The organism is Vibrio sp. V31_P5A7T61, from assembly GCF_009904895.1.
GTDB lineage: Bacteria > Pseudomonadota > Gammaproteobacteria > Enterobacterales > Vibrionaceae > Vibrio > Vibrio metschnikovii.
Window position 1 is genome coordinate 140,285 of the sequence record NZ_WXWI01000029.1, and the last position, 14,812, is coordinate 155,096.

Consider the following 14,812-nt stretch of genomic DNA (forward strand, 5'->3'; position numbering starts at 1 on the left):
GTAGCAACCGTTAATTACAAATACCGACCGATTGACGACTCACAACACCTTACGTTGAATGGCGATAATCGGGCTCTACATGAATCAACACCTCAGCATTAGGCAGCACAGCCATGATCGCCGCTTCAATTCTATCGCATTGTTGGTGGGCAGCATCGACACACATCGATTTAGGTACAGTAAGATGAAAATCAATATGACGGCGACGGCCTGAATAACGAGTACGTAACTGATGGAAACTCATCTCTGATCCACAAGCCGTTTCAATGGTTTGACGAGTCAGCGCCAACTCTTCATCAGAAATACGATGATCTAACAAAGGATGAAACGCTTCGCATAACAGACTCACTCCCTCGCGAGAAATAAATACCGCAACAGCGATGGCCACAACCGCATCGATAAAATACCAGTCATAACCTAAGTATCCGGCGACTAACATCACCGATAGCCCCACCGCAACACCGAGTGAGGTTAATACGTCCGCTTTTAAATGCAGAGCATCCGCTTGTAGCGCGATTGATTCTTCTTCTTTCGCTACGCGATAAAGGTGTCTTGAAACCAATAAGTTAACCAGAGCAGAAATCAACATCACGACTACGCCTAGCCCTATCGCACTGACTGGCTGAGGATTAAACAGCTTACTGATCGCTTCATAGACAATCCATGCTGCAGCACCCAAAATCAAAAACGCTTCTAATACGCCTGAAACGTTCTCAATTTTACTGTGTCCGTAAGGATGATTGTCGTCTGGTGGTAAATCGGAGGTACTAACGGCAAATAACGCAATTAATGCGGCAATAAGATCCATGGCAGAGTGTATGGCCTCTGAAATGATACTCACCGAGCCACTAAAAATCCCCACCGTCATTTTCATCACAATTAACGTGCTATTAGAACCCACCGAAATGAGTGCTGCGCTGGTTTTACGATTCATTATAGAACTCCACAAAAACACTCTGCTCATCGACGCGAATCATAGCACAAGTTTTTTACACAATATGTCTATAATTTCCATAAAAAAACAAACATAAGCATGATAAATGAATAAAATAAAAACCAATAAAAACAGCATGATAATGTTAAATAAAAACAATTATCACTACTTGGATTCGTATTTGATTAAAAATTGAATATAAACATAAAGTATCGTTATATTTAAACAGCAAAAATCAAAAAAGATCCCGATTTCATCCACTTTTTAGACTTATCATTAATCGCTAGAAAACTGGCTGCATATTGGTACAATACGTTAACATTATTTATTCACCCTCATGTCTTTAGGCTTATGTCCACTTTACAAACTATCGTTCTCGAAACCCCCAATGTATCCAATAAAGTCCTGCTTCATTCTTGCTGCGCCCCTTGCGCTGGCGATGTAATGGAGCGAATAGTTAACGCTGGTATCGAACTTACCGTCTTTTTCTATAACCCGAATATCCATCCAGAAAAAGAGTATTTGATCCGTAAAGAAGAGAACATTCGTTTTGCTGAAAAACTGGGTATTCCGTTTATAGACGCAGATTATGACGCGCCAAACTGGTTTGAACGGGTCAAAGGCATGGAATGGGAGCCCGAGCGCGGCATTCGCTGCACTGAGTGCTTTGACATGCGTTTTGAACGCACTGCGTTGTACGCCCATGAAAATGGGTTTGACACTTTCACCAGTTGCTTAGGGATCTCCCGTTGGAAAAATATGCAGCAAATTAATGACTGTGGTCAACGCGCTGCAGCACGTTACCCAAGCCTGACTTACTGGACATTCAACTGGCGCAAGCAAGGTGGAGCGAGTCGCATGGTTGAACTGGCTAAGCGAGAACGTTTTTACCAACAAGAGTACTGCGGCTGTATCTATTCACTGCGTGATACCAACCGCTGGCGAGTGGCCAATGATAGATCACGAATTCAAATTGGTGTGCAGTATTATACTGATGAGTAAAATAAAAGCGAAAATCCCCTACTTAGGCAAGTAGGGGTTAGGTTTAACATAAAAACTACTATTTCGGGTCACAAAAACTAAACTTGGAGCGATAGTAACGAACTAAACCAACAAGGAATAATTGCCATAAATAGAACAGCCCCATACTTCCCCCTGAACTTGATGATAACTCCGGTTCGATAGGGTTCTTGTTCTTCACTTTCTGAGCAAATACATCAAACTCAGCAGCCGAGACGAAGTCACCCACACCGGATAACGCCTCAAATTTCAGGTATTTCGCTTGATACGGTGAAAATTCTAATTTTTGCACGCCATCACGATGCTCAAAAGTTCCTACCGAAACTTCTATGAAGTTCTGACCATCTTCAGACAAAGAGAGACGATAATCACCGATTGCTCCGTTTCCTGCACCGGGTCGTGCAACATAACTAAACCCACTAACCATAAAGTCAGCACTCAAATCGATCACAAAATGTTGCGGCGCTTTTTCAGAATCGTGTTCAGGGAACCATGGGGAATGATAAATACTATTCAGATCACCATCGAAAGCTTTTTCGATTTCAGAACCAGATTGCGCTTTGGGTTTTTCAATAAAGCGAATCGCCGTCCGATCAAACTCATTAAAGGTTGCTGTTTCTGGGCCGGTTAATTTTAAATTAGCCCAGTTGACACAATCCCCCGTCACGTCGTTATCGATATCATCAGCACGCAATATAATGTGTTTGATGTTGTATAAATCCAAATCCGGTTTCACTACAGCAGGACCTTCTAGATCATATTCCCATACTTTTACACCGTCGGCATAAACGCTCGCTTTAACTTTGTTGCCTTCAATTTTACAACTGTCATCGATGCCGACATCCGCTGTTAAGCGCGTCCAAGCTCCATCAAGGCTAAAACTGACGTTTGCTGGTGCTTGCATTCCAATACCGGACTGAAAATTCAATCCATTCATCTGCATTTCACTACCCGTTACCGACGAACCCACTTTTACCTCTCCTTCGATCGTGAGATGATCTTCGGTTAATTCGATCGTTTTGGTTGGCGTGCGCTTTTTCGTTGCAATAATGTCAAACTCTCTCGCACTGACAAAGCCACCAGACGCGGCAACCACTTCAAAACGTAAATAACTCGCTTCAGTTTCTGAAAAATCCGCTATTTTTAACGCCTCTGTTTGTGGCCAAGTTCCTTCTGCAACGGGCTCTCCCCAGTTACCATTAGTCGTCGATAGATAAAGACGATATTGAGTAATAGTTCCGTTACCGGCCATTTCATCGGGTAAATAGGTAAAACCAGAAACGTTAAATGTGCCACCTAATTGCACAATAAAATCCATCGGAGTTTGTTCGGATGGTTCTGTCGGCTCCCATGGTGAATGGTATAAGCTTGCCACATCACCATCTAATGCATTCACAAAAGGTGTTCCTGGTTCAGCTGGCATTGGTTTAACAATTTTGAGCAAGCTTTTATCAAATTCCGTATGATAGTTGGGCTGTGGATATGGTAGCGTTTCTGGCCATATTGCCGCTTCATCAATATCAATCATGACTTGCTGCTGCTCATATACGGACTGTTTAGGAAGCTTAATATGTACTACACCATTTTTGTCAGATGAGTCAAAGAACCATCCTTCATCCGCTTGTGCAAAGTCATTTTGAGTCTGATGTTGATTCAACACGAGGTTATTATGTTTAACTAACTGCGGAGCAATCAATGAACTCACTTGAATGTGATAACTGCGCTGATTAATTTGCCCATCATAAGCATGATGTATAACAGCTGGCTCAATCGTGATAGTAATATTACCCGGAGTACCTATATGCGGAGCTTGTACATGGATCTGTGTTTCTGCGTAAGCATTCTGCTCTCGGTAGGCACGGGTTTCACCATCATCTTCATAAAGAGTAAAGTGGCTTTCACCGTGCGGAAAAACCTGCATGATCACATGTGATTGATCTTGTAGTGCATCAGAACGCGCCCCTTGATACATCGGGATAATCGCACCAGCTCGAACTAACACGGGGATTCGATCAATCGTAACGGGATAGTATTCCAACACTTTTCCCCCATCCGGCACAGAGGTACGAGTCCCGTCCCAAAAGTCTATCCATTCGCCTGTGGGCAAATAGAGTTGTTTATACCAACCATTGTTTTTTGCCATTGGCTCGTACACCGGAGCAACCAATAAAGACTCACCGTACATGTATTGATATTTAAACTCTTCACTTTTCAAACGCGCGTCATCAGGAAACTCCCAAGTCATGGCTCGAACGAGTGGCGATCCCGATTGATCGGCTTGATAAGCGTAATGATACATATAAGGCATAAGGGCAGACTTCAACATCAAATAATCCCGATTGATATCCCGATACAATTTGCCATTAAAATCACCATCATGCCACCAAGCATGCTTACGCTCCCCACGATCCCAACCTGACATAGAAATTAATACTGGTGTGAACGTTTTAAATTGGAGATCACGAGTAAAAGTTTCGGCACCCGAACCAAAAATACCATTAACATCTGAAGAGGCATAAGCTTGTCCCGATAATCCAGAACCGATAAATGTTGGAATATGCCAGCGTATATAATCCCAACTTGCCGCTTGATCGCCTGTCCAAGTCACACTGTAGCGCTGTGTTCCTGCCCATCCCATGACGGTCCAAATCATGCCTCGCGTTGTTGAGTTTTCCATCAATCCTATATGAGCATCATTATTCGCTGCCAATGAATAAAGTTTTCCTGGGCCTGTCCAAGCTACATCCAATTTATACACTTTTACGCCATCACTGACTTCTTGACGAATTTGATCCAGTGATTTTTGTGTCCACAACCCCGTTTGAATTCCTAGCTTATCTAGCTCAATCACCGTACCCGCCAGATCAGAATATCCACACCCATAACCATCATTCGGTAAAATCCAACCCACTGGCATGTCGTGATTTTTATAAGGTATTGCGACTTGATCCACCACATCTCTTGTATTTCCTGGCGAATCAGGCCAACCAGAAGGATAAGCACCATTTTTATTTTGATAGCAGTCAGCATCACCTAAATAATAAGCCCAGCGAGCCATCAAATGTGGACGTCCAGTTAAGTTTGTATAGTGATCAACTATTTCGTGGAGCGTCTCCCCAACAAAATAATAGGCATCAAAACGGTTTTCATTATAAGAAGATACCGCTTGATCAATACTGCGGAAATCATGCGCACCATTTCGCCAAGTATGACGTAACACGCCATATCCTTTATCTGAGAAGTAAAAAGGAGCAGGACTCGGGCGATCAAATTCTTCCCAGCCGCCAGAATACGACGCTTTGAGAATTTTACCATTAAATTCAAACTCTCCATTTTGCTGCCCTCCACCGTAGAAATGTTCATCCTTACTACTGGATAACGTTTGTACCGTTTTTAGATTGCTGTTATAAAATTTGAGTTCACTTTGGTCAAAACCATCCACCGAGGCACCTAGGTCTATCGGCTGCAATTCTCTCCATAGCGGTGTCATATTATCGGATTTATATAAAGCAAAAGTTAACGGTGCATGGTAAACACGTAGTGCAAGGGCGTCGGTTGTAATGAGATGATATTCACCTTGTTGTGAAACATTGATCGCGACATGACCTTGTTGATCATTAATAACAATGTTGGGCAGCGCCTCTGCATTAAAATCACTGTTATCACATTTAAAATTAGCACACTGATCGTTGACTGCATCCGTTTTAACATCGGTAAAAATGTCGTTATGGCTGGCTTGTAAACGAAACACGTGACTATTAATAAAATCAATTTTTACATGTTGATTATCAATGGTATGCAAAAAAACAGATTGCCCATTCTGCATGATGCTATCTAGATTAAGATTACTGAGTGGTGCGGCCAAAACATTAACCGACCACGATGTATATATCGCTGCTGTTAATAATATTGGCATCACTTTCAGACGAAAAGCCAAAGGCTTCATTTCATTTCCTTTCATATTAAAACCTTATCTTTATGGATTAAACCTTTATATTACAGATAAAGAAAATAAAACGAATGATTTAAGTCACAAATAAAAATATAACGAAATAAAAAAAGAAACCAATTGAAAAGTCTGAACCGATTTAAAGTTTTTATTGCAAAGGAAATATCATTTTCATTATTTAATTTCTATTCAAAATAAAAAACCACCTATAAAATAGGTGGTAAACATTGCGAACAATGAAACGCTTTATCCAGTCTTGGTAAACATAGGGGGGAGACCTGAACTAAAGACAAAGCAAAAAATAATTATTATAAAATCAAGTTAAATTCTATTTGCGCTGCCACAAACGTTAATTTTACTAATGACCACCTCTTTCATTGCCTGCATGCCTGGAACTAAATATTGTCGAGGATCATTCGCATCAGGATGGCTAGACAAATACCCTTTCATTGCATCTGAAAAAGCAATTTTCAATTCAGTCGCCACATTAACTTTACAAATACCTAATGCAATACAATGACGTACATCTTCATCAGAAATACCCGATGCGCCATGCAAAACAAGAGGAATATCAACACACTGACGAATCGCCGCTAATCTTTCAAAATCCAATTTAGGCTCTGATTTATATAAACCATGAGCCGTACCAATAGCAACTGCAAGAGAATCTATCCCCGTACGCAAAACAAACTCCTTCGCTGAGCTTGGATCGGTTAATTGTGCATTGGCTTCATCAACAATAAGATCGTCTTCCTGCCCCCCAAGCAGTCCCAGCTCTGCCTCAACAGAGACGCCATGACGATGACACATATCAACAACAGCTTTAACGGTTTTAATATTCTCATCAAAAGGGGAATGAGAGGCATCAATCATGGCCGAACGAATCCCAGCATGAATTTTTTCTTCTATATCAGTAATACTTTCATGGTGATCTAGATGTAATACCAGTGGTAATTTATGCTTTTTAGCGGCAGCTTTACAAATAGAAACCAAGTAATCAACACCGGCATGTTTATAAGTCCCCGGCGTCCCTGCCAAAATAACAGGGGAACGCATTTCAGCAGCGGTTTCAACAATCACTTGTATCGTTTCTAAATTATGAATATTAAATGCAGGGACCGCATAGTTGTTTCTCTGAGCGTCTTTTAGCATTTCATGTGAAGATATTAGATACATAAGGTCTCCTATGGCGTATAAAAACGCCACTCAAATAATATATTATTTATGGTTAATTAAGGATTATTTAAATGATCATCTAAATCATTAATATTTTTACTCTGTGATTTTTTATTTAAAGCACCATACTTTATTCCCATTCACCCAGGTTTCTTTTAATTCAAACGCTGGGTTAACAAATAAAAAATTGGCTTTTTTACCGATGGCGATTGAACCATATGTATGTTCGATACCTAGTAAACGAGCCGGGAATAAACTGGCTGATTCAATCGCGTATTTTAGTTCTACACCCACCATGGTTGATAAATTCTTCACCCCTTGGAATAATGCTAAAGTACTCCCCGCTAACCCCCCTTTTTGAGTTGTCACAATGCCACTTTGCATACGGACCAAATTACCGCCCAAGAAATACTCACCATCAGGTTGACCAGTCGCACACATAGCGTCACTGATCAGCACTAAACGTTCTGCGGCACAACTGACACAAATTTTCATTGCCGCTGGATGAACATGATGACCATCCGCAATCAACTCAATATAAGCTCGAGAGTCACTTAATCCAGCCCCCACAACACCAGGTTCCCGATGATGAAGACCACTCATCCCATTGTAGCAATGGACAACCCCATCTGCACCAGCCTCAAATGCCGACTGTGCTTGGGCGTAACTCGCATTGGTATGCGCCAACATCACGTTGACTCCTCGCCGCTTCAAATGACGAATGGCGTAGCATGCCTGATTTTTTTCTGGCGCTAACGCGACGGCTTTTAATGTATCTCGACTCACAGCGATCAGATGATCCAATTCCTGTGTGTCTAGCTCACGAAATAAACTCGAATCATGAGCACCTTTATGCCTCTCGGTAAAATAGGGACCCTCTAAGTAACTGCCTAAAATCGTCGCCCCAGGAACACCTTGCACCATGGCTTCAGCCACATTAATCAAAGCGCGTTCAATATGTGGTAGCTGATCGGTAACCGTGGTTGCGAGAAAAGCACCGACGCCTTGACTGGCTAAGTGTTGTGATAATTTCGTTAATGATTCGAGCGTACCGTCCATCACATCGACACCAGCGCCACCATGCACGTGTGAGTCTATCAATGCTGGTAACATCACATCCGCTTGCACCATGGTGGATACATCGTCTTCGGGTTGCTTAGGCCGAATTTGTGTAAAACACTCATCTTCGATAGTAATAATGTAATCTTGCTGCCATCCTTGTTCGGTAAGAATCTGTTTTACATAAATTTTCACTTTATTCACTCCTCGACATATCACAAAAGCATTTGGTTAAATGCCTTCACATGCCATTTCGGTCTGTGATTGTTTGGCTAACTCATCAAATAAACATGTCATTCCACGGTGGCCACATAACAAGGCCTGTTCTCTAAACTCGGTAATATTGAGTTCGTCACGCTCCAACATCATCTCCAAAATTAATTGCAGGTTAGCCCCAGTAATGACTTCTATATTACCGTGTTCTAAAGCAAGGGTTGACGCGATACGAAAGGGACTACCACCCAATAAGTCGGTGATAAATACCAGCCCATCTTGTGTACCAACGTTCTCCATTGCGGTTCGAAATTGTTCTTGCAGTTGTTGGGTCGTCGATTCCGGAGGGAAGTCAATCGCTACACATTGCTCTTGTGCCCCAATCACTTGGTGCATAGCCTTTTCCATGCCTGAAGCAAACGCGCCATGGCCAGAAATAATCACACTCAACATCTTCTTTTCCTCTTCTATTGGAGAGGGGGGATCCAGCTGACTAAAAGCATGAGCGAGGTCATGTATTATCCAACGCTCATAGCAATGCTAAGTAGATTGGCAGGAATGTTTATCCCTTTGGGCATTCACGCCCCCCTCTGATTGTTCATCTTCTATCTCGGTTAAAATGTTATAAGAAACCGATAAAACGACCCGCAACCGCCATCACAACCGTGACCACAATCAGTTTAATTGGGCTCCAACCACGTTTAACCAGAGCATACATCAACAAGGTATACACTAATGGAAGGAATGCAGGCATCAGCTTATCAATTACATCCGCTTGCAACTTAACCACCGCATCACCAGCATTAATTTCTAGCGTAGTGGAGAGGCGTACATACGTCGCGACCAGTGCACCAATCACCGTCATCCCAACAATGGAGGCCGCATGACCTACTTTTTTGGTATTGGCTTTAATCATCGGTATCGCTGCTACGCCCATTCGGTAAGCGTAATGTGCTAAACCAAATCGAAGGCCAAAATGAACCACGTTAAATAAACAGAAGAAAACGACCGCCCCAAGAATCGAGCCTTGTAATGCGAGATCGGCACCAATCCCGCCACAAATCGGCAGCAAAGTGAGCCAGAACATGGCATCGCCAATTCCTCCCATGGGAGCACCAACCGCGATCTTAGTACTTTGGATACTATTCACATTCTGTTTTGAACGCTCCATCGCCAAAATAATGCCCATTACAAACGTGACTAAGAATGGGTGTGTATTAAAAAAGCCCATATGCCCACGCATTGACTTGGATAGATCACTTTTGTTGGTATGAATTTTTTCTAGTGCCGGTAATAGCCCATATAACCATCCTGCGGCTTGCATACGCTCAAAGTTAAATGAGGCTTGTAATAGTAGTGAACGCCATGCCATTCGGTTAATGTCTGATTTGGTTAACTCAGTACCAATCGATTTATCACTATATTCATCTTGTGGGACGTCAGGTGCTTGGTTGACATCGATATTGTGATTAGATTCCATCTTCAAATTCCTCTTGTTTAGTCGCAACAACAGTGGTGTCTGTTCCTTTTTTCATAAAATCAATCAATGCCATCGCCAGTGCTGCAGCGGCAATCGCTAACACAGGAAGTTCAAGCCAAGCTGCCGCGACGAATCCAAGAATAAAATAAGGAATGTAGGCATTTTTCATCATGATTTTCATCAGGACCGCAAAACCAATAGCTGGCATGATGCCACCCGCAACCCCTAAACCATCGATCAAGGTTTTAGGTAGCGCTTCAACAGCAACCTTGGCGTGTTCTGCACCCAAATAGATTGGAAGAAAAGCCCATAAGAAATAAAACGTACCCAATACCAGTAGCGCAAAATAGTTGACGCGTTCAATGCCTTTAGTGTCGGCGTTATCTGCCATTTGGTCACATTTAGACATCATTGGTGCCATCACAGAGAATAAGAAAGTAATCCCCATTTGTACTGCAACCGCAAAGGGTACCGCGACCCCAACAGCGACATCAGCAGGCACGCCAGAACTGATGGCAAACGTCGTCCCAACAATAGTCCCAATAATAACATTGGGTGGCTGAGCACCCGCTAATGGGGCTAATCCCATCCAAACTAGCTCTAATGTTCCGCCCACTAATATCCCCGTAGGTAAATCACCCAAAATCAAGCCGACTAAAGGGCCTAATACCACGGGGCGATGAAAGTGAGTTAAACCGTTGAAGAGATCTAATCCAGCGAAAAATGCGAGTATTCCCAGCATCAACGCTTGCATGAATCCTATTTCCATCTTTCAGTTCCTTTATAATTAAAGTAATTCAAAAATATCCGTAGCAGATTCGGTAGGGACTCCCTGCACACGGCATTTCACGTTATGTTTTTTTAATTGTTGAAAGCTTTCAATATCTTGTGCATTCACGGAAACGGTTTTATGAATTTGTTTTTTTCCATCCACATAATGCATATTACCAATATTAATTTCTTGGATTGGAACTCCCCCTTCGACTATTTTTAAAAAATCAGACGGTGTTTTTGCCACCAACAAAATTTTCTGGCGCTCAGAGGCTTTGTGAATATTATCGATGACTTTTTGTATGCTCCAGAAACGGATCGCAATCCCTTCAGCGATCACCATTTCCATCAAACTTTGTTGGATGCTGTCCTCGGCAACTTCGTCATTAGCAACAACAATAATATTGGCGTCGACAAACCCAACCCATTGCACACCCACTTGACCGTGAACCAAACGCTCATCAATACGACTTAATACGATATTTGGCATTATCTATTCCTTTCTAACGATTAAATGGATAAATAGTGACACCTTGTACAACGCGATTTACTTCACCACTAGGACAAGGATTATCTGGACCAATTTCGAGATCAAACGAGCGAGTAAACGCATAAATCTGTGCAAATAGTAAAAATGGAAAAACCAGTGCCGCATCATCCGCACCCACAAAATCTGGAATTTGAAAATAATCGCCTTCCGCAATCATGGCATCGACTTCCGTTGTTAACGCCACCACTTTCAAGGCTTTATTTTCCGCTCGTAACTCCCTCAAGAGATCCCGGTCATACTGGCGGGTATAAGGATCATTCGAAATAAAAATAAAAATCAGACTAGCATCATCGACAACCGACTTAGGACCATGACGAAAACCAACAGGGGAATCGAACGTGACGGAGAGCTTACCCGCCGTTAACTCAAGCAACTTTAATGCAGCTTCTTGTGCGACCCCTTGTAGGCTACCACTCCCCAAATAAATCACTTTGTTTGCATGTAAACTAGCTAAGGAAATAATGCTTTCTAATTGAGAGTTAAGAATGGTACGACACGCCTGTTCTATCGAGTGAAATCGTTCACTATCAAATTGCTGAGGTAATAACGTGAATAGACAAGCGAGCATCATGCTCGTTAAGCTACTGGTCATAGCAAAGCCTAAGTCATTCGTTTCTGGTGGCATTAATAATGCTAGACTCCTTGAATCACCCATGGCTCGTAAATACAGATTGCCTTGATCATTACACGTAATCACCAAGTGATAACAGTTATCAAGGACTTGGCTGGCAAGTTCAACTGCAGCAACGCTTTCTGGGCTATTACCAGAGCGAGCAAAAGAAACGAGTAAGGTTGGACAATTTTCAGCGAAATACTCATCGGGATCGGCAACAATATCAGTCGTTGCTATCGCATCAATTCGACGCTTTAATTTTCCAGATAGATAAGGGGCAAGTGCTCGTCCAGCAAACGCAGAACTCCCAGCTCCCGTTAAAACAATGCGTCCATTGGGATAAGAAAAGAATGAGTTCATAAAATCATGAATAATGGCTTGCTGAGATATCAACTTTTGCAAAGTTCTTTGCCAGACATCTGGTTGCTGAGTAATTTCTTTAGCCGTGGCTAGTCCATTTTTAGTCGCTAGCTGTTGTTGAGAAATATTTAAATACATAAGGTTAACCTTCTATTTATCACGGCAAGCAGCAGCGTATAACGCAACCACTTCACCAATTTTATTAAGAATGATTGTCTTGGGCTCAGGAGTGAGCCTACCTTCACGGATGGCTTGAAACTGAAGGGGGAGATATTGGCTGATTAACGGCAGAGGAATAGGATGATCTTGTAAATTTTGTAATAGCACAGCTAAGCCGTCATTGACCTTTTGATCAGGCCAATAGTAGCGAATACGATCAGAAAAACTAAAGCTGCGAGCTAAACGCTGGGTTTCGCTGTCTCCTTCGTAATACCCCTGCCAATACTTAGGTTCAGCATGCATTGCACCTTCAAGCACTTGCCGCAATCCAGAGCAATGCCTTGCTGGAATCAATTCTTCTTCAATACATGAGAGGGAAAATAGCGCTTCACGCAAAGCAAATGTTAAAGCTGGACCGACTTTTAAAATCGCAAAGTGATCGCGAACTAATGCTTTATAAGCCTGTGCGGTTTGATAATCCGTCGAATGAGCTTCAAACACCAAATGAGGATAACGTTCAACGACTTTACTCAGCGCCTGTGCTTTCTCTGGGCAATAATCAATAATACCTTGATGATCAAACTCAACACCTGGCTGCACAACAACACCTATAACACGTGACCAGATATCGCCTAAACCAAGGTCAGAGAATGCTGAATAATGCGTTTCTATAGTATCAATAGCGGCTTGCGGCTGAGTCACTTGTAAACAATCGAGTTCCTCTACTGCACCGCCAGGAACCGGAACCTCCGTTCCTATTACATAAACTAATGATGATTGGCCAAATAAATGACAGGCGGTTTTCTCTGCCACTAATGCTAAGCGAGCAGCACGCTTCGCAACAGTAAAATCAGTTAATGGCTTTTCATCACCGAAGCAACTCATGCTGCAATCTAGATGAATTTTTTGAAATCCCGCAGCGACATACGCTGTAATCTGCTCTTCTGCATAGTTCATTGCCGTTTCCGCATCTAGATGCTGCCAACGGTTTGGCCCTAAATGATCACCACCGAGTGTGATACGTTCTATAGGAAACTCAGCTTTGGTGGCTAATTGTTTAACCATTATTTTGAAATCTTTTGGCGTCATGCCTGTATAACCACCAAATTGATCTACTTGATTTGATGTTGCCTCTATCAATAATTCGCTATTGTCACTCTTGGCATACTGAATTGCAGCTTCGATAACCAGTGGGTGAGCTGAACAGATAGAATAAATACCAACAGATTTTCCAGATTTGTGCTTTTTAATGATTTCCACAAGAGGGTTCATTTTCCTTACCTTTCCTTTTTATTTTATGATTTAAACATAAATCAAAACGTAACGAATAAAAACAAAAGAAAACAGCAATTGATAAGTGACTCACAAAAACAAAAAGAAAGAAAACGAAAGAAATGAAGTATTGAGAGGCAACTGAAGACAAAAGAAACAAAACGAAATATGATAGTCCTTTTGATTCCTACTCATAACAACAATATTGATAAGTCGTAATTATCAGAAAATAGGGTAACTAAAAGTGAAGAATACTAGCGAAAGACGTGAACACACGATTGCACTCCTGAAGAAAAACGGAAGTGTTCAGGTTACTGATCTTTCGAAAAAATTTGGGGTTTCAACGGTCACGATTAGAAATGATCTAGCCGCTTTAGAAAAACAAGGTATCGCAACACGTGCTTATGGAGGAGCATATCTTCAAGATGGTGATATTCGTCTTCATGAGCACTCGGTTGAAGATAAAAATCAACTCAATAAAGTCTTAAAACAAAAAATTGCAGCAGCGGCAGTAACGTTAATTGAGAAGGGGGATACTTTAATACTCGATTCAGGTACGACAACTTACTATATTGCAGAAGCATTAAGAAATGCCCATGATCTAGTAGTGATGACGAATGGATTAAATATCGCCAACGCCCTTTTTTCTGCAGAAGGGGTTGAAGTCATGCTAACGGGAGGAAAACTTCGCAGAAAATCGATGTCCTTCTATGGAATAGAAGCCGATAATATTCTAGAACACTATCACTTTAATAAATTATTTCTTGGCGTTGATGGATTTAATTTAGAAAAAGGCATAACTACCTACAATGAGAATGAAGCAAGACTTAACCGTAGAATGTGCAATATTGCCGATGAAGTGATTGTTGTAACCGATTCATCTAAATTTGGCAAAGTGAGTCTACATAAAATTCTTGAAACCGCCCGAGTTGATAAAATAGTGACTGACGAAGGTATTCCTAAAGAATATCTACAGGGGCTTGAGCAACTTGGCATTACTGTCATTGTAGTGAAGCAATAGCCTTTACTATGAAGGTCTAGGGCAAAAAACTCAAAATTAGCACCAGCTCTTCTAGTGATCGAATACTATCGCTACATCAGAAAAATGACTACCTATAACAATACTGTGTTAGGTCGCTATTCACATCAATGAATTCGACCATCAGAGGAGATCAAAGCATAGCAACGGTGCGTAGTTTCAAATCTGAGAGATATAAAATTTTTTGAATTTGATCCTGATTGGCCACACCATTACA

Annotated in this window: 12 protein-coding genes; 2 read left to right on the plus strand and 10 right to left on the minus strand. The window is 41.7% G+C overall.

Annotation, left to right across the window (positions count from 1 at the left end):
* Nucleotides 1–49: 49 nt before the first annotated feature.
* Complete coding sequence (locus tag CAG58_RS06845; RefSeq protein WP_161425631.1) at nucleotides 50–934, minus strand: cation diffusion facilitator family transporter; 885 nt, start codon at nucleotides 932–934, stop codon at nucleotides 50–52.
* A 351-nt stretch (nucleotides 935–1,285) separates the two neighbouring features.
* Here CAG58_RS06845 and CAG58_RS06850 point away from each other — a divergent pair, with 351 nt between their 5' ends.
* A complete protein-coding gene (locus tag CAG58_RS06850; RefSeq protein WP_161425461.1) occupies nucleotides 1,286–1,936 on the plus strand; it encodes an epoxyqueuosine reductase QueH in 651 nt (216 codons plus the stop codon).
* Between the two features lie 58 nt (nucleotides 1,937–1,994).
* On the opposite strand, the gene CAG58_RS06855 is transcribed toward CAG58_RS06850, so the two are convergent.
* From CAG58_RS06855 to kbaZ, 9 genes are all read right to left on the minus strand, one after another.
* Nucleotides 1,995–5,915: a discoidin domain-containing protein gene (locus tag CAG58_RS06855; protein WP_443084100.1), complete on the minus strand. Its 3,921-nt coding sequence runs from the start codon at nucleotides 5,913–5,915 to the stop codon at nucleotides 1,995–1,997.
* Nucleotides 5,916–6,224: 309 nt separating this feature from the next.
* On the minus strand, nucleotides 6,225–7,079 hold the full coding sequence (locus CAG58_RS06860) for a tagatose bisphosphate family class II aldolase (protein WP_004396899.1): 855 nt from the start codon (nucleotides 7,077–7,079) through the stop codon (nucleotides 6,225–6,227).
* Nucleotides 7,080–7,190: 111 nt separating this feature from the next.
* Nucleotides 7,191–8,333 (minus strand): N-acetylglucosamine-6-phosphate deacetylase, encoded by a 1,143-nt coding sequence (nagA, locus tag CAG58_RS06865; protein ID WP_004396898.1) that lies wholly within the window; start codon nucleotides 8,331–8,333, stop codon nucleotides 7,191–7,193.
* Between the two features lie 36 nt (nucleotides 8,334–8,369).
* Nucleotides 8,370–8,804: a PTS galactosamine/N-acetylgalactosamine transporter subunit IIA gene (gene agaF, locus CAG58_RS06870; RefSeq protein ID WP_154170861.1), complete on the minus strand. Its 435-nt coding sequence runs from the start codon at nucleotides 8,802–8,804 to the stop codon at nucleotides 8,370–8,372.
* Nucleotides 8,805–8,973: 169 nt separating this feature from the next.
* On the minus strand, nucleotides 8,974–9,831 hold the full coding sequence (agaE, locus tag CAG58_RS06875) for a PTS N-acetylgalactosamine transporter subunit IID (protein WP_161425970.1): 858 nt from the start codon (nucleotides 9,829–9,831) through the stop codon (nucleotides 8,974–8,976).
* The gene (gene agaW, locus CAG58_RS06880) at nucleotides 9,821–10,600 is read right to left on the minus strand and encodes a PTS N-acetylgalactosamine transporter subunit IIC (protein ID WP_040905236.1); all 780 of its coding nucleotides are present in this window, start codon (nucleotides 10,598–10,600) and stop codon (nucleotides 9,821–9,823) included. The genes agaE and agaW overlap by 11 nt, the downstream gene beginning before the upstream one ends.
* A gap of 18 nt (nucleotides 10,601–10,618) precedes the next feature.
* Complete coding sequence (gene agaV, locus CAG58_RS06885; RefSeq protein WP_004396894.1) at nucleotides 10,619–11,092, minus strand: PTS N-acetylgalactosamine transporter subunit IIB; 474 nt, start codon at nucleotides 11,090–11,092, stop codon at nucleotides 10,619–10,621.
* Between the two features lie 13 nt (nucleotides 11,093–11,105).
* Nucleotides 11,106–12,263, minus strand: coding sequence for an SIS domain-containing protein (locus CAG58_RS06890; RefSeq protein ID WP_154170859.1), 1,158 nt, complete (start codon nucleotides 12,261–12,263; stop codon nucleotides 11,106–11,108).
* A 12-nt stretch (nucleotides 12,264–12,275) separates the two neighbouring features.
* Nucleotides 12,276–13,556, minus strand: a complete 1,281-nt coding sequence (gene kbaZ, locus CAG58_RS06895) for a tagatose-bisphosphate aldolase subunit KbaZ (protein WP_154170858.1) — start codon at nucleotides 13,554–13,556, stop codon at nucleotides 12,276–12,278.
* Nucleotides 13,557–13,800: 244 nt separating this feature from the next.
* Here kbaZ and agaR point away from each other — a divergent pair, with 244 nt between their 5' ends.
* The gene (agaR, locus tag CAG58_RS06900) at nucleotides 13,801–14,577 is read left to right on the plus strand and encodes a transcriptional repressor AgaR (protein ID WP_004396891.1); all 777 of its coding nucleotides are present in this window, start codon (nucleotides 13,801–13,803) and stop codon (nucleotides 14,575–14,577) included.
* The last annotated feature ends 235 nt before the right edge of the window (nucleotides 14,578–14,812 follow it).